The sequence below is a fragment of the Haloarcula sp. S1AR25-4 genome, from assembly GCF_031624555.1.
In the GTDB taxonomy this organism is placed as follows: Archaea; Halobacteriota; Halobacteria; order Halobacteriales; family Haloarculaceae; genus Haloarcula; species Haloarcula pellucida.
Window position 1 is genome coordinate 593,815 of the sequence record NZ_JAMQOR010000003.1, and the last position, 25,130, is coordinate 618,944.

General features: G+C 59.2%; 20 protein-coding genes and 3 tRNA genes. 13 read left to right on the forward strand and 10 right to left on the reverse strand.

Going from position 1 to position 25,130, the window contains the following annotated elements; genetic code table 11:
• The first annotated feature begins 222 nt into the window (after nucleotides 1-222).
• Nucleotides 223-1,296, forward strand: coding sequence for a site-specific integrase (locus NDI85_RS16485; protein ID WP_310916383.1), 1,074 nt, complete (start codon nucleotides 223-225; stop codon nucleotides 1,294-1,296).
• A gap of 113 nt (nucleotides 1,297-1,409) precedes the next feature.
• On the opposite strand, the gene NDI85_RS16490 is transcribed toward NDI85_RS16485, so the two are convergent.
• Nucleotides 1,410-1,892, reverse strand: a complete 483-nt coding sequence (locus tag NDI85_RS16490; protein WP_188999512.1) for a hypothetical protein — start codon at nucleotides 1,890-1,892, stop codon at nucleotides 1,410-1,412.
• A gap of 134 nt (nucleotides 1,893-2,026) precedes the next feature.
• Here NDI85_RS16490 and NDI85_RS16495 point away from each other — a divergent pair.
• Both NDI85_RS16495 and NDI85_RS16500 read left to right on the forward strand, forming a co-directional pair.
• Nucleotides 2,027-2,099 (forward strand) — tRNA-Arg (locus NDI85_RS16495).
• 222 nt (nucleotides 2,100-2,321) lie between these two features.
• Nucleotides 2,322-2,945 carry a DUF309 domain-containing protein gene (locus tag NDI85_RS16500; protein WP_188999509.1) on the forward strand — a complete coding sequence of 208 codons (624 nt, stop codon included), beginning with the start codon at nucleotides 2,322-2,324 and terminating at the stop codon, nucleotides 2,943-2,945.
• Nucleotides 2,946-3,009: 64 nt separating this feature from the next.
• Here NDI85_RS16500 and azf read toward each other — a convergent pair whose 3' ends face one another.
• Complete coding sequence (azf, locus tag NDI85_RS16505; RefSeq protein ID WP_310916384.1) at nucleotides 3,010-3,783, reverse strand: NAD-dependent glucose-6-phosphate dehydrogenase Azf; 774 nt, start codon at nucleotides 3,781-3,783, stop codon at nucleotides 3,010-3,012.
• A gap of 75 nt (nucleotides 3,784-3,858) precedes the next feature.
• Here azf and NDI85_RS16510 point away from each other — a divergent pair, with 75 nt between their 5' ends.
• From NDI85_RS16510 to NDI85_RS16520, 3 genes are all read left to right on the forward strand, one after another.
• Nucleotides 3,859-4,206: a dihydroneopterin aldolase family protein gene (locus NDI85_RS16510; protein WP_188999503.1), complete on the forward strand. Its 348-nt coding sequence runs from the start codon at nucleotides 3,859-3,861 to the stop codon at nucleotides 4,204-4,206.
• Nucleotides 4,207-4,279: 73 nt separating this feature from the next.
• Nucleotides 4,280-5,389, forward strand: a complete 1,110-nt coding sequence (locus NDI85_RS16515; RefSeq protein WP_310916385.1) for a hypothetical protein — start codon at nucleotides 4,280-4,282, stop codon at nucleotides 5,387-5,389.
• A 183-nt stretch (nucleotides 5,390-5,572) separates the two neighbouring features.
• Nucleotides 5,573-6,037: a DUF5790 family protein gene (locus tag NDI85_RS16520; protein WP_310916386.1), complete on the forward strand. Its 465-nt coding sequence runs from the start codon at nucleotides 5,573-5,575 to the stop codon at nucleotides 6,035-6,037.
• Between the two features lie 167 nt (nucleotides 6,038-6,204).
• Here the strand turns inward: NDI85_RS16520 and NDI85_RS16525 are convergent, their stop codons facing one another.
• Nucleotides 6,205-6,726, reverse strand: coding sequence for a DUF6789 family protein (locus NDI85_RS16525; RefSeq protein ID WP_188999494.1), 522 nt, complete (start codon nucleotides 6,724-6,726; stop codon nucleotides 6,205-6,207).
• Between the two features lie 129 nt (nucleotides 6,727-6,855).
• Here NDI85_RS16525 and coxB point away from each other — a divergent pair, with 129 nt between their 5' ends.
• The 3 genes from coxB to NDI85_RS16540 are packed head-to-tail and all read left to right on the forward strand — an operon-like array spanning nucleotide 6,856 to nucleotide 10,433.
• On the forward strand, nucleotides 6,856-7,602 hold the full coding sequence (gene coxB / locus NDI85_RS16530; RefSeq protein ID WP_310916387.1) for a cytochrome c oxidase subunit II: 747 nt from the start codon (nucleotides 6,856-6,858) through the stop codon (nucleotides 7,600-7,602).
• Complete coding sequence (locus NDI85_RS16535) at nucleotides 7,599-10,157, forward strand: cbb3-type cytochrome c oxidase subunit I (RefSeq protein WP_310916388.1); 2,559 nt, start codon at nucleotides 7,599-7,601, stop codon at nucleotides 10,155-10,157. Before coxB ends, NDI85_RS16535 begins: the two co-directional genes overlap by 4 nt.
• Before the next feature lie 9 nt (nucleotides 10,158-10,166).
• Entirely contained in the window at nucleotides 10,167-10,433 is a 267-nt protein-coding gene (locus tag NDI85_RS16540; RefSeq protein ID WP_166968061.1) for a cytochrome C oxidase subunit IV family protein, read from the forward strand.
• A gap of 26 nt (nucleotides 10,434-10,459) precedes the next feature.
• Here the strand turns inward: NDI85_RS16540 and NDI85_RS16545 are convergent, their stop codons facing one another.
• From NDI85_RS16545 to NDI85_RS16565, 5 genes are all read right to left on the reverse strand, one after another.
• Nucleotides 10,460-11,329 carry a hypothetical protein gene (locus NDI85_RS16545; RefSeq protein WP_310916389.1) on the reverse strand — a complete coding sequence of 290 codons (870 nt, stop codon included), beginning with the start codon at nucleotides 11,327-11,329 and terminating at the stop codon, nucleotides 10,460-10,462.
• 71 nt (nucleotides 11,330-11,400) lie between these two features.
• Nucleotides 11,401-11,844 (reverse strand): hypothetical protein, encoded by a 444-nt coding sequence (locus NDI85_RS16550; protein WP_229783156.1) that lies wholly within the window; start codon nucleotides 11,842-11,844, stop codon nucleotides 11,401-11,403.
• 325 nt (nucleotides 11,845-12,169) lie between these two features.
• Entirely contained in the window at nucleotides 12,170-13,078 is a 909-nt protein-coding gene (locus NDI85_RS16555) for an NAD(P)H-binding protein (RefSeq protein ID WP_188999481.1), read from the reverse strand.
• A 136-nt stretch (nucleotides 13,079-13,214) separates the two neighbouring features.
• On the reverse strand, nucleotides 13,215-15,131 hold the full coding sequence (locus NDI85_RS16560) for an ABC transporter ATP-binding protein (protein ID WP_310916390.1): 1,917 nt from the start codon (nucleotides 15,129-15,131) through the stop codon (nucleotides 13,215-13,217).
• Between the two features lie 40 nt (nucleotides 15,132-15,171).
• Entirely contained in the window at nucleotides 15,172-15,756 is a 585-nt protein-coding gene (locus NDI85_RS16565) for a DUF192 domain-containing protein (RefSeq protein WP_310916391.1), read from the reverse strand.
• Between the two features lie 85 nt (nucleotides 15,757-15,841).
• On the opposite strand from NDI85_RS16565, the gene NDI85_RS16570 reads away from it, so the two are divergent.
• Nucleotides 15,842-15,915, forward strand: a tRNA-Val gene (locus NDI85_RS16570).
• A 447-nt stretch (nucleotides 15,916-16,362) separates the two neighbouring features.
• Nucleotides 16,363-16,436, forward strand: a tRNA-Phe gene (locus NDI85_RS16575).
• A 623-nt stretch (nucleotides 16,437-17,059) separates the two neighbouring features.
• On the opposite strand, the gene NDI85_RS16580 is transcribed toward NDI85_RS16575, so the two are convergent.
• Nucleotides 17,060-20,164, reverse strand: a complete 3,105-nt coding sequence (locus NDI85_RS16580; protein WP_310916392.1) for an SIR2 family protein — start codon at nucleotides 20,162-20,164, stop codon at nucleotides 17,060-17,062.
• Between the two features lie 494 nt (nucleotides 20,165-20,658).
• Between NDI85_RS16580 and NDI85_RS16585 the strand changes: the two genes are divergently transcribed.
• Together NDI85_RS16585 and NDI85_RS16590 are read left to right on the forward strand one after the other, a co-directional pair.
• The gene (locus NDI85_RS16585; protein ID WP_310916393.1) at nucleotides 20,659-20,886 is read left to right on the forward strand and encodes a hypothetical protein; all 228 of its coding nucleotides are present in this window, start codon (nucleotides 20,659-20,661) and stop codon (nucleotides 20,884-20,886) included.
• A 254-nt stretch (nucleotides 20,887-21,140) separates the two neighbouring features.
• Nucleotides 21,141-23,699: a phage/plasmid primase, P4 family gene (locus NDI85_RS16590; protein WP_310916394.1), complete on the forward strand. Its 2,559-nt coding sequence runs from the start codon at nucleotides 21,141-21,143 to the stop codon at nucleotides 23,697-23,699.
• 160 nt (nucleotides 23,700-23,859) lie between these two features.
• On the opposite strand, the gene NDI85_RS16595 is transcribed toward NDI85_RS16590, so the two are convergent.
• Nucleotides 23,860-24,873 (reverse strand): tyrosine-type recombinase/integrase, encoded by a 1,014-nt coding sequence (locus NDI85_RS16595; RefSeq protein ID WP_310916395.1) that lies wholly within the window; start codon nucleotides 24,871-24,873, stop codon nucleotides 23,860-23,862.
• Nucleotides 24,874-25,130: the final 257 nt, after the last annotated feature.

Genomic DNA, 25,130 nt, shown 5'->3' on the forward strand with positions numbered 1-25,130 from the left:
GACCGCGACTCGCCCCAAAACCTGTTACGACAGGCTCGGGCGAGTCTTGAGACTGCTCGTGATGAAGGACGCATTTCTGAAAATGAGTTTGGCGTCATAGCCCAAATAGTCAACGCATATGACGAGGACCGACCATCTACACCACTTCCCGATGGAGAATCACATCGGAGTGGGACGACGTTGAAAGCGTGGTGCAACCGATTACGGTTAGTTGCGGAACGGATGGAGGTCGACCTCACCGACGCGACTGCAGACGACGTCGATCAATTTTGGGACGACATACTGAGTGGCGAACACCCTGATGTGAAAGACGATGGACTGTCTCCTAATACTGTCACGGGACAGCAGTCGACAGTTAGGGTGTTCTTCGAGTATCACGACCAACTTGCCGTAGAACCCGATGAGCTGTCTGTCATTGCTCCTGAAAAGAACAACGTGGATGAACGGGATGTCTACACAGGTGACGAGATAGACGCAATGCGGGACAGTATCGACCACCCACGGGACCGCTGTTTGTTCGATCTACTCGTCTACACGGGACAGCGGTTACGTGCTGTCCAAACACTCCGCATCAAGGATGTCGATTTGGACGACGGCACTTTCTATCTCAACAAAGACGCTGGTGGACTGAAAGGTGCAGATGGAAAAAGACCATTGCTCGGTGCAGAAGCGGGAGTCCGTGAATGGCTTGATTATCATCCAAACCCCGAATCAGACGCCTATCTCATCACACAGCGTCCTGACTATCGAGCAGATGCGGATGGAAGTGAACCGTTGACACAGAAATCCATACGTCGGATTCTCGACAGAATAGCAGACGACGCGGGTGTCGACAAGCCGTCTAATCCCCATAACTTCCGCCACTCCTTCGTCACAATTGCTAAGCGACAGTATGGAATGGACGACTCAACGATTAAAGGACTCATCGGTCATCGGCTTGAGTCCCGAGTTATGGAAGAAGTCTACTCACATCTCAAAGACGACGACCACGTTCGTGCCGCACAAGAAGCGACGGGAATCCGTGAACCAGATAACGAGAGTCCGTTGTCCCCCGACTTTTGCCCTACGTGTGATGAACCACTCCCCGACGCCGCGAAGGCTTGTCCCCGATGTGGGATTATGTTCACTCCTGATGCAAGAGAGGTGAGCGACAATATGGAAGACATGTTCTATGAGGGTCAACGAGAAGCAGACGACGAGGAAGAAAGTGAAGCAGTTGACGCCCTGAAACAAGCGTTGGACGACAACCCCGACCTTGCCGCTGAAGTACTTGAGCAATTGGCCGACACTGAATAGGAGGGTCGATTACGCGACTGCGTCGGTTGCGTCCGTCGATTCCGTCGTCGTGGCTGGCATATTCCGGAGTGGCTTCGGCACCCGATATAAACCTCCGCCCGACACGGGCTCTCTCATCGCTCGGCCGTCGTCACCTCGGTCGGGCCGTCGCCGTGGTCGTGGGTGACGACGACGCGACCGGGCAGGCCGCCCTCGAACTGCACCATCGCCTCGTAGTCGATTTCGACGATGGCCTGCGTACACGCGTCGCCGGCGTCGTCGCGGGCACCCGTCTCGACGGCGACGGTCAGTTCGTCGGCCGCGGCGTCGTAGTCTGCCCCCGCCAGCGCGGCGGTCTTACAGCCGTTGGCGCCCCAGATGGTCCCGTCGACGGTCACCGCGTCCGTCCCGAAGGTGACGCTGGCCTCGCTCACCTGCGTGCCAGACTCGCGTCGGGTGACGGTGAACTCGGTCCCGGTCACGCGCGGGTCTTCGTCTCCGGTCCCGTTGTCTGTTCCGCCGCCGTCGCCGGTTCCGGGGTCGCCACTGGACGCACAGCCGGCCAGCGCAACCGCACCGGCCGCGCCGAGTCGCCGAAGGAGGGCTCTGCGGTGCATACCCGGACAACTACCCGGTAACAGGAAGGTCCTTGTGGTGGTTCAAACCCGGCTTTGACCGTGGTGTGCTCTCCCGTCGCGCGGGGCCGTCGAACCGTCACCCTTTTCATACCGACCACCCTCCGTCAAGATGAGTCCGGATAGGGTAGTGGACTATCCTCTTGGCTTGCGGAGCCAGGGACCGGAGTTCAAATCTCCGTCCGGACGTTACCTTTCCGCGAACCAACTCTGCGAGCGACGGCCCTGTCGCTCGCACCCGTGAGCGGTTATGCGGACTGCGGAGATTTGAACACGACAGTCGCAGCGCGAGTGGAGCGAGCGACCGTCTGTCACCTGTTCAAATCTCCGTCCGGACGTTCACTTCGTTCACGACCGGCGAGCGACAGTGTCGTCACGCCGTTTTTCCCGACCCGTCGCATATCACCGCGCATGGACGCTCATCTCCGGGCCGGCATCGCCGTCTACGACGCCGGTCGGTTCCACGCCGCCCACGACGCGTGGGAGGACTACTGGCTCGAACTGGACGCGGGGCGCGACGAGCGGTTCCTCCACGGCCTCATTCAGTTCACCGCCGTCGTCCACCACGGCCGGACCGAGAACTGGTCGGGCGCACAGGGCCTCGCGGAGAGCGCCGGCGAGTACCTCGCAGGCCTGCCCGCGGACTACCGCGGCGTGAACCTCGACGACGTGCGGCCGTTCCTCGCGCGTGCGGCCGAGGACATCGAGGCAGTCGACTGGGACCACCCGCCCGCGCTTCGCCACCACGGCGAGACGCTGGACTACGAGGCGCTGGACTTCGAGGCGACGGCCGTCGCCGCCGGTGTGCTGGCCGAGGCCGAGGGGTACGACGACGGCGTCGTCGCCGACGCCGTCGACTACGCCCGGGACGAACTGGACGACAGAGGAGAAGGGCGGTTCGTCGGCCTCCTGTTCTCGTTCGTCAGAGAGGGCGAGCATCGGCCGGTGGTGTACCACCGCCTGCGCGACCACGTCGAACGCGAACGGCAGAAAGACGACGACGTGCGGGGACTGTTCGACGAGCGATCGGGGTGAGCAGGTCGATTGCCGTCGCCACACGGCTGGACCCGGTCGATCACAGAACCAGCAATAACGCCGCTCAGACGTCCGGTTCGACGACCCGCTCGTCCCCTTCGAAGTGGGCGGAGTTGTCCCGCGGGGTGTAGCCCAGCGCCTCTTTGGCGCGTTCGAGGGAGTAGTACTTCCGGTCGTTGTCGGAGATGCCGTAGACGATTTCGAACTCGTAGTCGGCTTCGAGCGCGCACTCGTGGATGTGGGCGCAGTCGGGGTAGGAGAGCCACATCGCCTGTCCGCGCTCGTAGTCGATGGGCGGGTGGCCTCGGGTCAGGTTGCCGATGCGGATGTTACACACGTCGATGCCGTGTTCGTCGTGGTAGTAGCGGCCGAGTATCTCGCCGGTGGCCTTCGAGACGCCGTAGAGGTTGCCCGGGCGGGGGAACTCCGTCCCGTCGAGCAGGAAGTCGGCCTCCTCGCGGTACATCTCGGGGGTGCGGCGGTCGGTCTCGAACGCGCCGACGGCGTGGTTCGAGGAGGCGTAGACGAACTTCTCGACGCCCTCGTCGACGGCGGCCTCGTACATCTTCTGGGTGCCGTCGATGTTGTTCGCTAAGACCGAATCCCACGGGGCTTCGGGGCGGGGGTCGCCGGCGAGGTGGATGATGGCCCCGACGCCGTCGACGGCGGCCGCGACGTCCTCGTCGTCGGCGACGTCGCCGACGAGGAACTCGTGGGATGGCTCCTCGGCCGGCGGACTGTGGAACATGAGTTTCCACTCGTAGGCGTCCCCGATGCCTTCGAGGATGGCCTCCCCGACCGCGCCGCCCGCGCCTGTGAGTAGAACCGGGTCGTCCATTCGTATACGAGGGATAGACAGCGCACAATAGGTAGCTTGCGGTTCCGTTATGTGCCGGTAGACCGACCAATGGGTATGGACCCGACAACGCCGCAGGTCGCCTGTTTCGAGGCCGGCATCAAGTTCGGCTCGCTGTATCACCAGTTCGCCGGCACGCCTGTGAGCCCCGATAGCGCCGACTCGCTGGCGGCGGCGATCGAAGAGGCCATCGAGAACCAACCACACTGCGAGTCGGTCACCGTCGAGGTCCGCGAGGCCCCGCTTCGCGAAGCCATCGCGGCGGCCGGCGCCGACTACACGGAACTGACCGGGCGGTTCCTCGACGTCTCGATGGTCATCGACTACGAGGGCTGTGTCGTCGAGACGAGCATGGCGATGGAGGACGGCTACCCGCTGATGCAGGTCGATTCGGTCAGCGAGTGACGCTGCCGTTCGGTCGGTGTCGTCACACTTTCCCTCCGAAAATTTTACCCACGCTGGTCGTGCAGATCCGGTGATGTCCCTCCACGCGATAGACAACATCGACGACGCTATCGACGCCACGCAGGCGTTCCTGTTCCCGTTCGACCTGCGCACGTGGCTCAAACTCGCGTTCGTCGCCTTCTTCGTCGCCGGTGGCGGTGGTGCCCTGAATCTGGTCCGGAGCATGAACAGTTTCAACAACTTCGATCAGGGGGCGTCGCCGACCGGCCCGACTGGCACCGGGAGCGAGTTCGCACTCACGGGCACGCTCGACGTCTTCCCGTCGCTCGTCGGTGGGACGGTTTCACAGGTCACTCAGCCCGGACCGGACCTCCCGTCGGGCGGTGCCGAGGCGCTGGCGGGCCTCGGCGTACTCGTCATCGTCGCTATCGTCGCTATCGTCCTCTTCGCACTGGTCGTCGGCGTACTGAGCAACTTCATGGAGTTCGTCTTCGTCCAGTCGCTCGCCGAACAGGAGGTCCACGTCCGACGGTACTTCGGCGACAACGTCGGCAACGGCGTCCAGTTGCTCGCGTTTCGGTTCGTCTTCGGTCTCCTCGCTGGCGCCGCCTCGGTCGGTCTGTTCCTGCTGTTCTTCCTCGTCGCTGCTGGTGGCGAGATGGCCGACCTCGGCCCGCAGTTGCTAGCGGCGTCGTCGACGCTCTTGATCGTCGGGTTCCTCGGGTTCGCCCTCGTCACCGGGACTATCAACGGCTTCACCACCGTGTTCGTCGTCCCGTTGATGCTACAGGGCGACCACGGAATCATCACCGGGTGGCAACGCCTCTTCTCATCGCTCCGCGAGCAACCGAAGCAGTACCTCGCCTACCTCTTTTTCTCGGTCGTCCTCGGCATCGGCGTCAATATCGTCTCCGGGTTCGCTCTCCTCATCGGCGGCGGGTTGCTGGCGATACCGTTCGGCCTCGTCGCTGTCGCCCTGTGGTTCGCGCTCGGCGAGGGACTCGCCGCCGGTATCCTCGCTGGCATCGTCGTCGTCCTGTTCGTACTGACGCTTTTCGTCGTTGCCATGTTGGTCAAGGTACCGCTCGTCTCTTTCCTGCGCTACTACGCGATGTTGGTGCTCGGCGACATCGACGCCGACATGGACCCGATTCCGGACGTCCGCGCCGACGTCGAAGGCTGAGTGATACTGGTGGCTGTAACAAACTGAAGTACTTCGCCACCCCGGGATGGCGAATATCTGTACGAACTTACAGCCACCAGTATGAGGACTTTCGGTTTTCGGTTCTCCCGTCCGCTCGCGTCTGTCGGTTTCACTTTCACTTTCAGGCGGGCTTTTAACCCCACACCACGTCAACTGGCAACCATGAGTCAGACCAGTCTGGACGACGACGAACTGTTCGGCGAGGCCGCAAACGAGATGCGAAGCGACGTCGAGGCCTCACTCGCCGAGGCCCGTACGGCCCTTCCCGAGGCAGACGCGGTGTGGGACGTCGAGGCCGACAACACGCTGGGCGTGCTCAACGCCCTGAAGACCGCACTCGACGTCGGTGACGCCGAGGACCACCTGCGCGATGCGAAGAAGTGGTACACGATGGGCGAACGCGCCGACGCCTTCGAGGACGCCGAGGACCTCGCCGAGGACATCGAGACCGTCGAGGACCTCATCGGCGACGTCGAGGACGCCCGCGAACAGGTCGGCGACCTCACCGCGACGATTCCACAACTTCGCAGTACCCTCGAGGAGTTCGAGGAGAGCGAAGAAGACGACGGAGCGGACGCCGACGCGGACGCCGACACCGACGCAGACGCCGAGGAAGCCGAGGCCTGAACGCGCGGTGGTCCGCGCCAGCGGGTGCGTTCCGAGAAGCGCTTCGCTCGTCCCGTCCAGACCTCGTTTTCGAGTTTTTCAGGGGCCGTCGACGACGTCGACACTACCTGCCCGACGGCGGTCACCGTCGCGCGCTCCAGTACTGAGTGTCGAACCTGACGCCCGGTTCAGACGATGGAGTCCGGTCGCGTCGCGAAGTAGTTGAAGACGGCGCCCAGACCGATGCCGTAGACGACGTGGGCCGCTAGCGTCAACACGGCGTACAGCGCCAGCGTCAGGCCCGACTGGCCGGTGTAGAACGCGAGGACGAACCCGGTCCACATCGCCGCGCCGAAGAAGGCCCCGGAGACGGGGTCTGACTTGCCCGGCAGGTACTCTTTCAGCGAGGCGAACAGCAGCGGCCACGGGAACATCCCGCCGCCGAGGAAGATGATGTACCCGAACAGCACCTCGGGGACGTAGCCGGTCAGCCCCACGAGTTCGGTCAGGATGGCGAAATCCGAGAGGTTGAACGCGCCCAGCGACTGTGCGATGAGGAAGACGACGCTCATCATCGCCGTACCCACTAACCCACCGGCCGCACCGACGACGCCGTCGGCGAGGATGCCGCGTAGATTGTCGAACTCCTCGCTCTCCGCGACTGTCTCGTCGTTCACCGGGTCTTCGACCCCTGATGACGTATCTACCATGCGGTGTTGTACCATACCAATGAATAAAAAAGTTCGCGCACACGTTCGGGTCAGCAACCGCATATGTAAGACAGCTGTCCACAATGCCTAATAGATGGTACAAAAAACCATGAGGAAACGATGGGTCACATGGTACCACACTCCGCGATCGGCGTCCCACTCCACGGCGGCGACGTCAGGGCACCGGCGGACGTGTTCAACAGTATCTTCGAGGTGTTTCTCGTCCTCGGGACGGCCGTCGGCGTCCTCGTGGTGACGTACACGCTGTATCACGCCATCAAGTATCGCGAGACGGCGGGCGAAGACCCCTACGCCGACAAGGTCGAACGCCCGTCGATGGGCGAGATGCCTACCGGGGGGTCCGGCGGTCGGAAGGTGTTCTACTCTTTCGGCATCAGCGCCATCATCGTCGTCTCGCTCATCGCGTGGACGTACAGTTCGCTCGCGTACGTCGAGGACGGCCCACAGATAGCGGGCGAGGAGGACATCACCGTTCAGGTCGAGGGGTTCCGCTTCGGGTGGGCGTTCATCTACCCCAACGGCCACGAGGCATCGACGCTCAAGGTGCCACGGAACAGGGTGGTCAGGTTAGAGGTGACCTCTCGGGACGTGTTCCACAACTTCGGCATCCCCGAGTTGCGGGTCAAGGCCGACGCCATCCCGGGACAGACCACCGACGCGTGGTTCACCGCGAGCGAGACGGGGACCTATCAGGCCAAATGCTACGAACTCTGTGGGAGCGGTCACTCCGTGATGGTCGCCCCCGTCGAAGTGATGCCACAGGACGAGTACCAGTCGTGGTACGCGGGGACTAACGGGACCCAGAACGGGTCGTCGAACCAGACTGCCGCCAGCGTTGGAGGTGCCCCGGCATGAGCGAGGCCCACGACCACGGTCTGCCGCCCAAATCCTCGGTCAGTCGGTGGTTCCTCACGACCAACCACAAGGACATCGGCGTCCTCTATCTCATCACGGCGCTGTTCTTCCTCGTCTTCGGCGGCTTGCTGGCACTCCTCTTCCGTCTGGAACTCATCACGCCCGGCGCGGACCTACTGGGGTCGCTCGGGTACAATCAGGCCGTCTCGACGCACGGCCTGTTGATGGTGTTCTGGTTCATCTCGCCCTTTGCCTTCGGCTTCGCCAACTACGTCGTCCCCCTGCAGATCGGGGCCGACGACCTCGCGTTCCCGCGCCTGAACGCGCTGTCGTACTGGCTCTACCTCTTCTCGGGGGTCCTGATGGGCGTCTCCTTCTTCCAGGGGTCGACGTTCGCGGGCGGGTGGACCATGTACGCGCCGCTGAACACGCCGGCGTACATCCCCGGCGAGGGACTCGGTGCGACGTCGGTGGTGCTGGCACTCATCATGTTCACCGCCGCCGTCACGCTGGGGTCGGTGAACTTCCTGACGACGATGTACCGGATGCGCGCCGAGGGCCTCCGGATGCGGGACATCCCCATCTTCTCGCTGTCTATCAACCTCACGGTCTGGATGATGCTGTTCGCGTTCGCGGCGCTGCTTGCCGCGCTGATGATACTGACCTCGGACCACATCCTCGGGACGACGTACTTCCAGTTCGCCAACGACGGGTCGACGCTCGCTACCGACGCCGACAATCCGGGGGCGTCGCTGCTGTGGGCGCACCTGTTCTGGTTCTTCGGCCATCCGGAGGTGTACATCGTCTTCTTCCCGGCGCTGGGCGTGATGGCCGAGTGCTTCCAGACGTTCACCGGGCGACGGCTGGTCGGTCGCAAGTGGTTCATCATCTCGATGGTGCTGGTCGCCATCCAGAGCTTCGCCGTCTGGATGCACCACATGTTCCTCACCGGTATCAACCTCCCAATCAAGACCATCTTCATGGCGACGACCATCGGCATCTCCCTGCCGTTCGACCTGATGGTCTTCTCGCTCATCTACACGATGGCGAAAGGGCGGGTCCGGTTCACGACGCCGTTCCTCTTCTCGCTGGGTGCCCTGATACTGTTCATCGTCGGCGGCATCACCGGCGTCTTCCTCGGCGCTATCGTGCTCGACTACCAGTTCCGCGGGACCTACTGGGTCGTCGCGCACTTTCACTACGTGATGGTCTCCGGGGCGACGGCCCTGTTCGGCGGCCTCTACTACTGGTACCCGAAGATAACCGGGAAGATGTACGACGAGACGCTGGGGAAGATCCACTTCGCCACGTACTTCGTCGGGTTCAACCTGCTGTACTTCCCGATGTTCGTCGCGTGGGAGACGCCCCGACGGGTGTTCGAGTACTCTCAGGACCTCCAGATTTGGCACTCGATGGCCACCGTCGGCGGGTTCATCCTCGGTGCGAGCATGCTCATCATGTTCTACAACCTGTTCGTCTCGCTGTGGCGCGGCGAGGACGTCGGCGACAACCCGTGGGCCTACGCGACGACGGCCGAATGGGCCGTCTCCTCGCCGCCGCCGCTGGAGAACTTCCCCGGCGTCCCGACGTACGCCGACGGATCGCTCTCGTTCATGGACGACGAGGAAGTCGCCCGGCGGACCAGCGGGCCCGGCGGGAGCGGCGTGGCCGCGGACGGCGGGACCGCGGCCGACGGCGGCACCGCCTCCGTGACGACGGCGGCCACCGCGACGCCGGCGACGCCCGCCCACGAGGCGGCCGGCGAGGAACACGCGAGCCACGCCAGTTTCTGGCCGTTCCTCGTCAGCCTCGGCGGGTTCGTCGCGTTCCTCGGTCTCTCGGGCGTGCGCACGGGGAGTGTCGTCTACGTCTCGATGGCGGCGGTGGGTGGTCTCGTCACCGTCGGGTCGCTGTTCGGGATGACCCGCGAACCGTTCCACGCGCCGGAGATGCCTATCGCCGAGCGGTGGCCCTTCGCCAGCGTCGAGAAGATGAAACTCGGGATGTGGACGTTCCTCGCCAGCGACATCGTCCTGTTCGGCGCGTTCATCGGGTCGTACGCCTTCGTCCGGGTCGCCTACGGGTGGTCCGAGTGGCACCACGACCTCATCCCGGCCGAACACGTGACGATGCCGGGCCTGATCAACACCTACCTCCTGCTCACGTCGAGTTTCCTCGTCGTGCTGGCGATGGTCGCCGCCGAGCGCGAGAGCAAGAAGGGGACGACGGCGGCGCTCGCGGGGACGTTCGCACTCGGCGTCGGATTCCTGATAAACAAGGGCATCGAGTGGAACCACCTGTTCCACATCAGCACGGAGATGTTCCCCAACGGGTGGAACCTCTCGACGAACATCGCCTCGTCGACGTTTTACCTCACGACCGGACTCCACGGCGCTCACGTCACTATCGGGCTGCTCATCTGTGCGTACATGACCTACCGGGCGTGGACCGGGGCCTATCAGGGCGACGACAGGGCCATCGAGTACTTCGGGTTGTACTGGCACTTCGTGGACATCGTCTGGCTGTTCCTGTTCCCGCTGTTCTACATCCTCTGAGGTGATACTATGGACTGGAAAGGATACACCGTCATATACGTCGTGTTGTTCGTCTTCGCGACCGCACAGGCCGTCGTCGAGTTCGTCGGCATCGTCGACAGCGCCTACTGGCTGGCCTTCGGCATCATCATGGTGCTGTCCGTCGTCAAGGCCGTCGGCGTCGCCGCCTACTACCAGCACCTGCGCTGGGAGCCGCGGGCGGTGACGTACCTCGTGCTGGGTGGCACTGTGGCCGCACTCGCACTGACCGCCGCCGCGGCGTACTCCATCGTCTGAGCGGTCGACCCGCCTTCCGCCCGAAGTCACCAGACGACGACAGCCGCCAGCGATGCGAGGCCGACGGCCCCGGTACCGAGGCCGGTCAGTAGGGCGGCGGTCCCGTCGCCCCCGTCCAGCGGGTCGGCCGACAGGCGGAGCGGCGTCTCCTCGTCGTCCGTGAGGACCAGTTCGTCCGGGTGCCCGGTGACGGTGCCAGCGTCGGCCCGTCGGGAGACGGTCCCGAGGACGCTCACCTCGTCGCCCGGGCGGAGCCACCCCTCCCGATAGCGGCGCTTGCTCTCGTCGACGGTCGGCGTCGACGCCAGAGGCTCCGTCGAGAGGCCGTCGGTCGAATCGAGAAACTGCGCGAGTCGTGGGGGCGGCGTCTCCCCGCTGTCGGTCTCGACGTGCGTGTCGAACCGCTCGAACCGACAGCGGACCGCCGGCAGGGAGACGCCGTCGGACACCAGCACGCTCTCCGGCGTGAAGACGTCGTCAGTCCCGTTGCCGACCACGGTGTCCTCGACGTCGACCAGCAGGCGGTCGCCGTCGGCCTCGATGGCGAACGGGACGCTCGTGACGCCCCACGCGGCCTGCTCCCACGTGCTGTCGGTCGGCGTGTCGTACTGCTCGTCGATCTCGTAGCCGGCCAGCACGCACTCCCGGTCGGCGATTGGCGAGGCGAACGTCCCGTCAGCCGTCGTCGCCACCGTGCCACGAAGTCGGACGAGCGTATCCGGTTCCGCCTCGGCCGGGGTGACGTGGTCGGCGTCGGCGAGCAACGCCGCCGTCTGGCGCTGGTCCCAGCCGACGTAACACATCAGACCGCCACAGACGAGCAGTAGGGCGCCGCCACCGAGTGCCACCTCCTCCAGAACGGCGACGAGCCACTCGGGCAGTGCGAGTAGCGACATGACGAGTCATGTACAGGACGCGTATTTGAACGTTCGGCCGGACCGAGAGACGACGCCCCGTCGACCGGCGCTTATCCCATCAGCAGTTGGGCGGTCACGGCGACCAGAAAGAGGACGCCGGCCACCGTCGCGGATTCGGCGACGGCCAGCGAGCGCGGGTGCCCCCGTCGCGTCGCGGAGAGGTAGACGCCGAGCAGGAGATAGCCGACGAGGACGAGGCCGCCGGCGGCGGCGACGGCCAATCCGGCCGTGGCCTGCATCTCCACCGGCCCCGAGACGAAGAGGGTGACGCCCCCGACGAACCCGACGACGAGCAGTGTAAAGGCCACCGCCAGCACGCGCGGGTCGTCGGACATGGTCCCGAGCCGCGTCTCTCCGTCCCCGGTATGTGCAAGCGCGAGGTGCTCGGCGTTCGGCGAGTAGTGATACCAACCGCGACTCCGTGCCACCCAGCCCAGTACCGCGACCACGAACAGCCCCATGACCGCCGTGCTCGCGAGGAACGCGGTCGTCATGGTATGTCGGTACATGACACTCCGCCATAACTGTTTGTGCCGACTCGACCGGTGGAGAACAGACACCGAGCACCGGTGTCGAGGAGTCTACAGTACCCGCGGAGACGACTGATGTCTGGCACACTCGACACCGTCGGCGGCGGACGCGTCGGGTTCCAGACAGCTTCGATTCCCGACGACCGAGGCCACGACGTCAGCATCGTCGAACGCGACCCGGTCCGGCGTGGGACGCTGACGGACGCCTACGCCGCGCGGTCATCGAGGGCGACGCCTCGAACCCGGACGTGCTCGAACAGGCCGACGACGTGCTGTGCCTGCTGTGTGGTTAGGCCTCGACGGCTCGCTCTTCGACTGTCACCGTTTCGCCCAGTGCCCGACGGACGCTCTCCTCGAAGGGGGTCAGTTCCACGTCGACGACCGACGTGATGCTGTCGTCGCTGACGACGACGCGGTTGCGAAGCCCGTCGACCAGCGGCACGGCGACGCTGACCGGCACGTCGGTCACGAGGCCGAGCCATCGGGCCGACAACCCCGGTGAGAGTACCGGTACGGGGACGATAAGCGGCTGGCGACCCAGCATGAGACGCGCCGTCGTCGTCAGTATCTCTTGATACGTGAGCACGTCGGGGCCGCCGACTTCGTACGTCTGGCCCGCCGTCTCCGGATGTTCCAGTACGCCGACGAGGTACGCGACCACGTCGTCGACGTAGATGGGCTGGCACTCCGTGCGGACCCACGACGGTGTCACCATCACTGGCAGGCGGGCCGCTAGCTGGCGGATAATCTGGAAACTCGCCGACCCCCCGCCGATGACGATGGCTGCCCGGAGCGCCGTCAGTTCTGCCTCACCGGTCCCGAGGAGACGTTCGACCTCCCGGCGGGACCGGAGGTGCTCCGAGAGACCCTCGTCCTCGTTGCCGAGGCCCCCGAGGTAGACGATTCGCTCGATGCCGGCGGCGTCGACGGCGTCGCGGAAGTTCCGGGCGGCCCGCCGGTCCCGTTCCTCGAAGTCATCGCCGGCCTGCATCGAGTGGACGAGGTAGTAGGCGGCGTCGACCGGCGGGAGCGTCAGATCCGGGTCGAGGACGTCCCCCTCGACGACGTCGACGCCTGCCGGTGCGTCGTAGCTGCCGGCGTCGCGCGTGAGTGCAACCACGTCGTGGCCCCGGGCTAACAGTTCGGGCACGAGGTGGCTGCCGACGAAGCCGGTAGCGCCGGTGACGAGGACGCGCATACCGCTAGGTGTCGCTCCAGTGGCTTAATGGCGACCCCGCACAACGACCCCAGCCTCATACTGGTGGCTGTAAGTTCGTACAGATATTCGCCACCCCGGGGTGGCGAAGTACTTCAGTTTGTTACAGCCACCAGTATCAGTCGTCGGCGTCGGTTCGGGCCCGACGTTGAATCGCCCGCTGGACGAACTCCTCGGGGAGTTCGTCTATCTCGCCGGCCTGCACCGCCCAGAGGTTGGCGTACAGCCCCTCCGAGGCGAGCAGTTCCTCGTGCGTTCCGCGCTCGACGATGCGGCCGTCTTCGAGGACGAGGATGGTGTCGGCGTCTTTGACCGTCGAGAGGCGGTGGGCGATAGCGAACGTGGTCCGGTCGGCCGTCAACTCGTCCAGCGAGCGCTGGATGAGCATCTCGGTCTCCGTGTCGACGTCGCTGGTCGCCTCGTCTAAGACGAGAATCTCGGGGTCTTTCAGCATCGCGCGAGCGATGGCGATACGCTGGCGCTGGCCGCCCGAGAGTTTCACGCCGCGTTCACCGACCATCGTGTCGTAGCCGTCGGGGAGGTTCGTCACGAACTGGTGGGCCTCGGCGGCCTCCGCGGCCGCGCGAATCTCCTCGTCGGTGGCGTCGAAGGTGCCGTAGGCGATGTTCTCCTTCACGGTGCCATAAAAGAGGAACGTCTCCTGACTGACGTAGCCGATGGCCTGCCGGACGGAGGGGATCTGCACGTCGCGGAGGTCCTGGCCGTCGATGCGGACCGCGCCCTCGTCGACGTCGTACATCCGGAGGAGGAGTTTCAGCACCGTCGACTTGCCCGCACCGGTCGGACCGACCAGCGCGACGGTATCCCCGCCGTCCACTTCGAAGTCGATGTCGGAGACGACGGGGTCGCCGTCGTAGCCGAAGGTCACGTCGTCGTACTCGACGGCGCCCTCGGTGACCGAGAGCGGCGGTGCGTCGTCGGCTTCGGCGAGACGACCGGGCGTCTCCATCAGGCCGAAGACCCGTTCGGCGGAGGCGTAGGCCCGCTGGTACATGTTGATGATCTGCCCGAACTGGGCCATCGGCCAGACGAACCGCTGGGTGTAGATGATGAACGCGACGAACTCGCCGGGCGAGAGCGCCACCGACAGCGCCGCCGGGGCCTCCCCGATGACCATCAGGCCGCCGACGACGAAGGTGACGACGAAGCCCAGTCCGGAGACGAGTCGCAGGCCGGGAAAGAACGTGATGCGCGTCTCGATGGCGTCCCAGTTGGCGTCGAGGTACTCCTGTGAACTGTCCTCGACGCGGTCGGACTCGTAGGTCTCGGTGTTGGCCGTCTTGATTATCTGGATGCCGCTCAGGTTGTTCTCCAGCCGCGAGTTGAGTCTCCCGACCGACGAGCGCACGTCGGCGTACTTCGGTTGGATGGTCTCGATGAACCGCTTGGTGAAGACGGCGATTATCGGGACGGGCAACAGGGCGACCAGCGCCAGTTGCCAGTTCATGTAGAAGAGGTAGGTGGCGATGCCGACGACCATGATGACCAGTCGCGACGTGGAGTTCAGCCCGTCGTTGAGGAACTTCTCCAACCGGTTCACGTCGTTCGAGAGCACCGACATCATCTCGCCGGTCTGCTTGTCGGCGAAGAAGTCCATGTTCAGCCGCTGCATCGTCCCGTAGGTGTCGGTTCGCACCGCGTGCTGGACGTGCTGGGCGAACTTGTTCCACCCCCAGTTTCGACTCCAGTGAAAGATGGCGCCGCCGGCAAAGGAGGCTGCGATGAGGCCCGCCGTCAGCCACAGTTGGCCGGTCGTCCCGTCGGGGATCAACTCCTGTGGGACGAACAGCAGGCTGTACCCGGACTCGCCCTCGATGACGGCGTCGATGGCCAGCGCGAGCAACAGCGGCGGGAGCAGGTCCAACATCCGCGCGAAGACGGAACTGACGAGGCCGACGAGGAAGGCGCTTCGCTGTCCGCGCCCGTACTCGGTGAACAGTCGCCACATCGGGCGCTCGACGCGCTCGCGGGCGTCCTCGAAGGCGTCCTCGTCGGACGCCGCGTCGATGTCCATGGTCCGTTCTCACGGGGCCGACGCGCAAAAGGCCGTCGGGCTACGCGACGCCCGCCGGCAGTTCCACCCGGTCGCCGACGGTGACGCCGGTCCGGTTGGCCCACCCGCGGTTCACTTCGAGGACGTACTTCCCCTGACCGCTGTACTCCTTGAGTTCGGACTCGCTGGTCCCCTCGGGCGGGAGCGGCGCGTGGTGGATGGTGGTGATGGTGCCGTTGGCGTCGACGAAGATGATGTCCAGCGGGAAGTCCATGTCACGCATGACGTAGCCGTACTCGCCTTCCTCGTCGTGGACGAACAGCATCCCCTCGTTCGGTTCCAGCGACGTCGTGTTGCTGAGTCCGAGATAACGCTTCGGTCCGGTATCGGCGATGCGAACTTCGACGGTCGCCAACCGCTCGGCGTCGTCGCGGACGGCGACCGTGGTGGCGTTCTCCGACTGGGTGGCCGTCTCGGTGGTCGTCCCGCTCGCCGTGCCGGTCGTCCCCTCACGAACCGTCACCGTCCCCTCGTCGTACTCGCCGACGCCGAGGACGCTGACCCACAGGCCGCTTTGCAGGACGAGGATACCGACGACGAGGAGGCCGACGAGGCCGAGGACGACGGCCAGCGGACCGCGTTGCATGTTCGATACTGACGGACAGGTCGGGGGTAAGGGTTCCGACCGAGAGAGAAAGTGTTATTCCTGCCGGTGGAAAATTTGGGAGTACGGGTCCGTGGTCTAGTTGGTTATGACGTGGCCTTTACAAGGCCGAGGCCGGTGGTTCGAATCCGCCCGGACCCATCCTGCGACGAACGGCGGTGAGGAGCGGATGGACTATGTGGATTCGAAGTAGACGAGACGCGCACAGCGAAGCGAGTACGTCTCGGCGTGGTTCGAATCCGCACGGATCCACTGCACTGCTCGCGGCGCTCACCGACGAGCGCCGCGTGTGTGGCCGTCGACACGCCGTGCGTCGACGCCTGTCGCCCAATCGACACCTGCCGAAAGCCATTTATCACGACCTGTGGTACCGCAGACCATGATAGACGGCTCGACGTGCCCGAAGTGTAGCGGGCACGTCTCGACGGAAAACGGGACGGAGTACACCTGTGACGACTGTGGCGCAGAGTTCGACAGCGCCGACCTCTTTCTGCCGTAACGTGGTATGGTGACCCGCCCCGCGATTCGGCGGATGGCGGCGGGGTATCGAAATCCTTTTTTCTACCCTCGTCCTCGGATGGAGTGCACGCCGCCTTAGCTCAGACTGGGAGAGCACTCGACTGAAGATCGAGCTGTCCCCGGTTCAAATCCGGGAGGCGGCATACCCTTCTCGGTTGAATCATGTTCGACAGAGGCTTCGCCGTCCTGCGATTCCGAAATTCCTCGTGCGATTTCAACCGGTCACTGGGCGCACCCGACAGCGTGTTGCGTTCTGCAATGTTTGATACGGTCGGGGGCAACTTAATTCCTAGGTAGAGAGCGTATAATCGCCCTGTATGGGTGATTTGGAGTTTAGCTAATTAGTCTGATTCCCTCTCGTTTGAGGGAGGATTCAATATTCATCCGAAGAAGTAGGTTACTCGGTACAAAGTAACCCGCGGACGAGACGGACACTGATTACCGGTGGGTGTACCTACTGTCACAGGTTTTCAAAGTATGAGTTTGAACGAAATTCTCGGTATCATTCGTAGACGGGTAGGTACTGAAAACTAGCGTGACACCGATGCAACCACCAACCCGGTATCCAGTCGTTTGAGGACGAGGTAAACATACTATCTCGTTATAGTGAGCAAGCCGTGATTCTCCGATTTCGAGACAGTATACATGAGATATGCTGTCTTAGTTCCCCTAGGAATCATGCGAAGAATCGGGGCTCATAATCTGGCGGAAGATGAGCGCGAGTGATAGAGCCAGCGTATAGTTCGAGAAGACAACCAAAGTTTGGTTATATTAATGTCACACCGACTGCCTGTGGACCTTTGAGAGAGAAACTAACTTCAAACTCAACATCAAGTCCGCTCTTCATTTCGGAAAATTCATCTTGGTCATGCGGCTCAAAGTAGATATCATCTTTCCAATTGTCAACATTGTGATTATATATGAATCCCTCTGAATCGCTCACATCTTTGATTTCTCCTCTAAATTTCTTATCTGCACTGTCTTCCATCCATTTATACTGGGTCGGGTTTTTCCATCTAGGTGATTCTTGGTTTGCTTTGAAGAACGTCTCCTTAGATTCAGAATATTTGCCATTTATTGTCAATACAACGGCTTTTCGAAAGAGCTGCTCCCAAGTGTATTCAAAGTCCTGACGACGGTCCAACTCACGGACAAACCTTAGCATTTTTTCATATTGGGCGTATCTATCCTCCAGTAAGATTTTAACACGAAGGTCTACAGCACCTGCAGGATAGTCCTCTGCATCCATCGCATTGTCTAAGTTAGCGAGTGCTCGGGTATTGTTTTGTTCGCCAAACAAATCCATCCTTGCTAACGTGTAATACCCCTCCCCCGAATTTTCTCTTTGAAAGACTTCTTTGGCATGCTTTTCAGCATCTTCCCTGTCAATATCCTTTAGTATCTTTACTTTCAATCGATGAACTGCCTGTCTATTTTCGGGCTTATAAAACCGAGCAAGTGCTTCATCAAGAAGTTCTAATCCTTGGTTTAATAGCCAAAATTTCTTCTCTCCTGATTCAGCCTTAGCCAAGTCTCGGAATATTTTAGCCTGAACGTGGTAGGAATTTGGATTATATCTGACATTCCTTGCGGCTATAAGATTCTCCATTATATCTTGGACCTCTTCGTTTTCATAGTCTGGCATCTGGCGTTCAGGGTCCTCTGTAATTGAACGCCATTTTAAGTCAGCAAGCGTCACCATGATATTTTCTATCCGTTCATTGCTTTTATACTTCTCAGCCTCATCTTCTAACGCTTTTTCAAGTAATGGAATGAATTCTTCTTTTGGTCTTCCTATCTCTTGTTTGAGAATGGCTAAGTGGTGGAGAACAGGTCGAGCTGGTTGTCGCTCAGCTAATCGCTCAAGTGCTGCTTCAAGTCCTTCGAAAGAGAACGGAAGTTCCGCTTCTGTATCAGAGCCGACGCCCTTTCGAATCAAGAATTTACTAACAAATTCAGATTCTACCTCCGATTTTAAATCTACTGACTCAGCCAAGTTCATCAGAACCTCATTTGCTTTATAAATACCCATCCGTTTACACAAAATATCTGCTACAAGATTGTGATAGATGCCAAAAATTGGCGTTTCTCTCGAATCAAGTGATTCTGATACTAAATTTTGGCAGTTTTCTCTAATCCGGAATACTTCCTCCCAATCAATATCCTCATTGGAAATTTCCTCCAAATACCGTCTACACACAGTCACAGGAATATGAATATTTAAGCTAGTAGAAACTGCGCAAAGATTGACTAACTCTTGTTGTTTACCCGCATCTAACTCCGAATACTCATCCGTAATAATTGCTTGTATTGATTTTTTAGTCTGGAAAATCGAACGGTACATAACCGGCAAAAATTCAGGGTCAATCTCGATATATTGTTCTGCAGTCTCTTTATCCACGCCAAGTAAGTTGTGCTCATTAGTGATATCAACTAGATATTGCACGAAATCATCTCGCTCTTCTTGAGGGATTTCCCTATTAATTGATACACTTTCATGCAGACATGGGACGTCCCCTTCATTAATCGGTTCTACCGACTCTGTTAGTAAAATTACCCGGTGGTCTATCTCCTTAACTAGTCTTTCAAATCGAGCTAGGTCATTATCATCAATAGTATCTTTACTGAATAATACTATAGACTGAGGTCCTTCAACTCCAATTTCTTCAGCTCTCTGTTCGATTCTGCTAACGAATCCCTCAAGCTCGTCGGGGTATGGAATAGATGACCAAGTGTGTGAGGGAATATTAATTGCAAGTGATTTGTTCTCTCTAATTAATCTCTCAACCAATGACGAAATAAGAAATGAGCGACCCGACCCCGGCTGACCATAAACATTGATGGAGGAGACATTATCATCAACAATCTTCCCAATTATGGTTTCTTCAATTTCCCTACGATAATGCCATTCTTTTTTAAACGGGTCAAGACTTTCAGAGTTACCGCGATAGAACTCTCTCGGTGTCACCTCATTCCGATAATCTACGTTTAGTACAGGGTCGTAGACGTCAAGAAACTCGCCAATATCTTCATTTGCAACTCTAACAACCTCGTTACCAATTGGGACAGATTTAGTTCGGTAGTCGCTGGTATTTCGTTCGTCTACCCGTTCTTTAAGTTCCCCTGAGAACTCAGAGATGTCCCCAATGATAGGTGTCACACCCATCTTTTCTAACTGATACTCTTGTTCCTCGGTCAGCTCGGATTTAAATAATGCATAGAACTTTCCTTTTGGAGCACCCGTCTTGGATTTAACCTGCTCTAGCATTTCTTCAAAAATCCCATCAGAAAAGGAATAGCCAACAAACAGGAAAGACTTGTGTGCTGCGTTTGACCCGAGAATGTCAAACATTCTAGAGCGCTCATCTTTAGCTGATTCTCTATCCCCTCTCGTTAGAACCATTGAACCTTTTTCAGGGGGTTCTCGTGTAATGCTCCCCATTAGTTTCACACAAAGGAGGTGTGTTGGCGAACTAGATAATTCAAATTTCCCGGTTTCGATAATTGTCCGTACCCTCGTATCTTGATTTTCCTTTAATGCATCCTCTAGTGCTGTATCGTAATTAGTTGTAAAACAGGTAAACCAAGGAAGCTCTGAGAGATAGGAAACCGGCTCTGTCAGTTCAATATCTTCTAATTCTGATTTAATATATGCATGGACTTTCTCCTCCCTGTTTTCTTCAACTATATCATTTAGAATCCTATAATTGTCTGTTAAAGGACTTTCATACGTGAATTCTTCTTTTGTTCTAGAAACTAATTGGTCCCATGTTAAGCCGCCGTCTTTGATTGTTAAAGCTGAACCCGCAAACAGAACGCAATCGCCCCGAGCAATCTCCCCTGCTAATCGATTTAAGTCCTTATCCCGCATTGATGTCAAATCATCTCACCCGATTCATTTGGTTGTTTTGGTGGTCATTACCGGATTCCGGTGATAAGTACCGCCGACCAGCAGTAAACACTCTGGAATGTATAGTGGTTTACCTATAGGGTTGTTTTTTAAACTGATTTGCGCCACTTGTTCCGGTAGCGGTGCCCCTGCAGGTCTAATATCAGAGTCAACTGAGACCACTATACTGCGTTATCCGATTGTATCACTAATTTTTAACTTATTATTGTCCACGCGCGCAACACAGAAATTACCGAAAATCCGCATGAAGGTCTGTCACCTTCATCCAACAATTAGGTACCTGTTGTTTCCTTTAAGTAACCCGACGCATATATTATATAATTGATGCGACAGAAACGAGTCCGTGTCTCCGACGAGGAACACGCACGACTGAAGCAGTATCGAAACTACGAGTATGCCGAAAGTATCCCTCTTGGATACGTCATCGGACAATTGCTCGATGAGGTAGAAGGACGATGACTCGCTACTACGTTGATGTCGATGACGAACTCGCCGCACGACTGAAAGAGGTGGACGGCGAGACCATCATGGATACTCTGAGGGCACTTACCGAAGAGGAGGCTCCACCGGCGGATGAAATAGACCATGAGGAGCTATCTGTAGCAGAACGAAAACGCCGTCGCCTTCGTCGGATTCGGCGGCGGGGTACATCAATTGGTGAGAGGCCCGAATACGATGAGTGAGTGATTGGAAAATCAACGAGACTGAGAAAATCTGATGACTTAAAAAGAACCCTACAATTACCCACCTCCGAGTAACTGGAAAATCTGAGAGTCACTCTAACGCCCGAATTCTGGCGTTTCAGACTTTTCTTTCCCCATAGTGCAACAGGATTTATATGGGATATTCACCCTATCTATAATTGCGCTTAGGACGGCACCGGTCGGCGGGATAGGCCCGTTCCGGCGAGTTCTGAGAGCAATGGAGCAACCGTACAATGAGTAACAACTCTATCCAGCGACAAGCAAGTGGTATCGATAGCGGTACGAAGAATGATGCCCCGATAACGGACGAAGAACTGGGCTTAGGTGATTCATCGGAGCAAGAACAGGAAGCGGAATACCCGGTTCCTGAAGAGTTGCAGGCCCTCGACCAGTGGGTATGTTGGGAGCGGGTCGAAGATGGAGACCGGAAGCGAAAGATGCCTCGGGTACCGGACGGGAGTGGCAAACCGGCCCGAACGAATGACCCTACAACGTGGGGTAGTTTTGAGGAAGCTGTTGAAGCCTCCTCGAATCAGGTCGGGCTTCAAGTTGGTTTCGTCCTCACTGAAGACGACCCATTCCTCGCCATCGATTTTGACGATGTGTGCGACCCGGAGACCGGTGAACCAGAGGAGTGGGTGATTGATGCACTACGCGAGTGCGACTCCTACGCCGAAGTATCGCCATCCGCGACGGGCCTTCACATTTGGTTGAAGGATGTGCAGGAACCGGACTGGTGGATTGATACTGACTGTATCGAAGTCTACGATTCCGGCCAGTATATCACGGTGACGGGAGACCATCTGTCGGTAACTCCAACGACCTGTAACACTCCGTCCGAATTCGAGGAATGGTTGCAGAGCCACACAGAGGTTGATTTCTCAGGTTCCTCAGATGAACGGACACCTTCTGGGCGTCGTCAGAGTGACGTTGACCTCGACGTGTATGATGTCCTCCGCCGTTCCAGCTATCCGGAAGGAGAGCGCGTCAGTCACCCCTATCACGATTCCGGCACCGGCACGAACTTCAAGGTCTTCGAGGACGGGGAGACGTGGCACTGCTTCCGGCATAACGTGACTGGCAACGCGCTCCTCCTCATCGGAATGGAGACAGGTGTCATCAGCTGCGGCGACTGGAAGAACCGAGACCTGACGGACCAAGAATGGGCCGAACTCTTCGACGCCGGTCGGGAAGCAGGCTACGGCCTTCCTGACCATCCCCACGAGCGTCAGCAAACTGCCATGCAAGGCAATATCGTGGAGGCCATCACCGAGTCACCGTCTGACTGGATTTGGCCCGGCGAGAAGAGCATTATCGCCCGACCTGTGGGAGACGTTGACGCCCGTGAAGTGCAAGACCGACTTGAAGAGCAGTCACTGGAATCCGACGAAGTCGTTGAGTTGATGACGGAATTGGATGACGAGTATTCCGACGCATTCAGCGAGTTCTGGCAGACCCCAGAGGCGTGGTCTATCAGCATAGAGGGACCAGACCACAGTTGGAAGCAGGTGAAAGACCTGTACGCCGAGAAGGGACAGAAGGACTTTGCCCGTGACTTGGCTGTCCGTCTGCTCCGACAGGAGTTCGACTTCGTCACGGTCTCGGATAACGAGCAGATGTATTGCTACAATCCCCAGACCGGCGTCTACGAGTCGAACGCAGAGCAGGTCGTGAAGGCTCGGTTAGAGGAGATGTTGGAACTCCACTACAGTAGTCACGAGGCGCGGGAAATCGTCGGGCGGCTCAAGGCCGGTGGATACATCGACCGCGAAGACTTCGGTCAAAGCGGTTCATCTGTCTGTGTCGCTAATGGCGTTGTGGACATCGAGACAGGCGAAGTGTCAGACCTCAGTCCGGGTTACTATTTCCGGTCACGGTTACCCGTCGAGTATGACCCTGAAGCGGACTGCCCGCGGTTCCGTGAGTTCCTCGAAGATGTCTGTCCGGACGACAAGATTCCGCAGTTACAGGAGTTCGTAGGGTACTGTCTTCAACCCCGGACAAACCACAAGAAGGCGCTCCTCTTGCTCGGACCGACCGACGCAGGCAAGAGCGTATTCCTCGACGTGCTTCAGGCGCTATTCGGAGCTGATAGCACAGTCAATCTCTCGGTACAGTATCTCGCCAACCAGCGATGGGGTGAGGCCGAGTTGGTCGGTCGGATGGTGAACATCCGCCATGACCTCGACTCGACTGACATCAAGAACGCAGGCAAAATCAAGGAACTCACCGCAGGGAATCCCGTTCGAGCCGAGCGCAAGAATCAGGACCCGTTCCGATTCGAGCCTCGGACGAAGCACATCTTCGCGGCAAATCAGCCACCTGCTCGCTCGTCAGAAGACGATGGGTTCTGGAATCGGTGGCTCACTGTGGTCTTCCCCGAGCGTATCCCGCGACGGGAGCAGGACCCCAAGCTATCGGAGAAGTTGACGACCGACGACGAGTTAGCAGGCGTCCTGAATTGGGCGATTGAGGGTTACCAACGTCTCGAAGAACAGGGCCGATTCACCAATGAGCCGACGCCTTCGGACAATCGACGCATCTGGGAGATGTATGGAGACTCAGTAGAACGGTTCGTCAGTCGCCGCCTCGACCGAGAACCGGACGCCTCTGTTCTGAAGGATGAGGCCTATGCCGCTTATGAGGCATTCGCCAAGTCAGAAAGCATGGAGGTGGTCACGAAACACAAGTTTACCTCTACTCTGAAGGAGAAAGGTGCCTCGGTCGAACAACGGCGCTTCGATGGTGAGCGAAAGCGTGTCTATACCGGCTTCTCTCTAACGGATTCGTAAGTATCACTCTCGCCCGGTGAATACCGGTTGGGAGTCACAACTGTCACAGATTTTCTCGTATTGAGTTGAACGGAATGCCTTGTCTTAAGATAGATTAGTGAACCGCAGAAATAATTCTCGTGACTGTGATACCCCACCGGTATTCTGTTGGAGTGGTGCGTCAGAGGTTGTCGAGATACTCTCTCCGTTGCTCCATCTTCTCCTCTTCGGTCAGTTGCGAGTAGTGCTTTTCCAGTGTCTCCGGTGAGGAGTTCACCCGGTCAGATACAACCTGTTTGGGAACGTCGCTTCGGAGTAGGTGAGTGATTGAACCTCTCCGAATGTCGTGGGGTGAGACGTTCGAGGGACATTTGCTCGCCTGTGTGTACTTCCCCGCTTCACACGAGTCCGGGTCTCGGTCGTGAGGACAGGGTTGGTCGTAAGCACAGGGGCGAGTAGCGGCATACACCATCTGCCGAATTTTCGAGCGATGCATCCGACCGTACTGTGTCGTGAACAGTGGGTCTCGCCCGTGGTCGTCAGTCACTTCATCTCGCGTCACTTCGATGTAGTCTTGCAGAATCGAGCAGACCTTTTCCGATAGAGCACAGATACGCTCACCAGACTGCTTGTTCTTCAGGTTCGTTTCCGTCTCCGGTCGGTGCCTGATTTCGAGTGACTGTTCATCGGGGTCGAAGTCACTGACATCGAGGGAGTGAGCGGCACCCATTCTACAGCCTGTGTGCCAGAGCACCGTGATGAGCGCGTGGCGCTTCGAGGCATACTCGTACTTGCCCAAGAAGTCGAGGACCTTCTCTGCCTTGTCGGCTTCGAGGATGCTGGAACTGACGGCTTCTTCGTCATCGACAGAGGGAATGAGGATTTGGTCGTGCAATCCCTTCTCGACTCCATCAATAGATTCGCAGAACTTGATGAAGACTCGGAGAGTCGAGAGTTGCCCCTTCAGAGTCACTGTCTTCAGGTTGCCGTCCTTCTTCCTCCAGAGGCGGTATTCGTGCAATGAGCGAGCAGTGAGGTCGTTGAGATTCGTTATCTCCTCTTGACCGCACCACTGCACGAACGGCTTGAGACGGTAGTGATAGATTTGATGCGTCTTTTCTGCGACTTCGTCTTCCCGTTGTGCAAGGAACATCTCCTTGGCTTTGGCGGGACTGAGGTGTTCGAGTTCTGCCATTGTTGGATTCTCCGCAGAACGTGTCCACGCCATTCGGGGAATGCGCTCAAGCCGGACCGGCGTTTGAGGTCAGCCTGTCGGCGTCTGAGACGCAAGGGCCAAATCCGGGAGGCGGCATACCCGTTTTCTTCGATTCTCATTCGAGAAGCTACCGTACTCGACTGAAGACCGGGCTGTCTCCCCGTTTCCGCGAGCGGAGAGCAGTTCGTGCGGTGTGTGGACCCAGATAGTCTCGGCCTCTCGCCGGGCGTGTCACA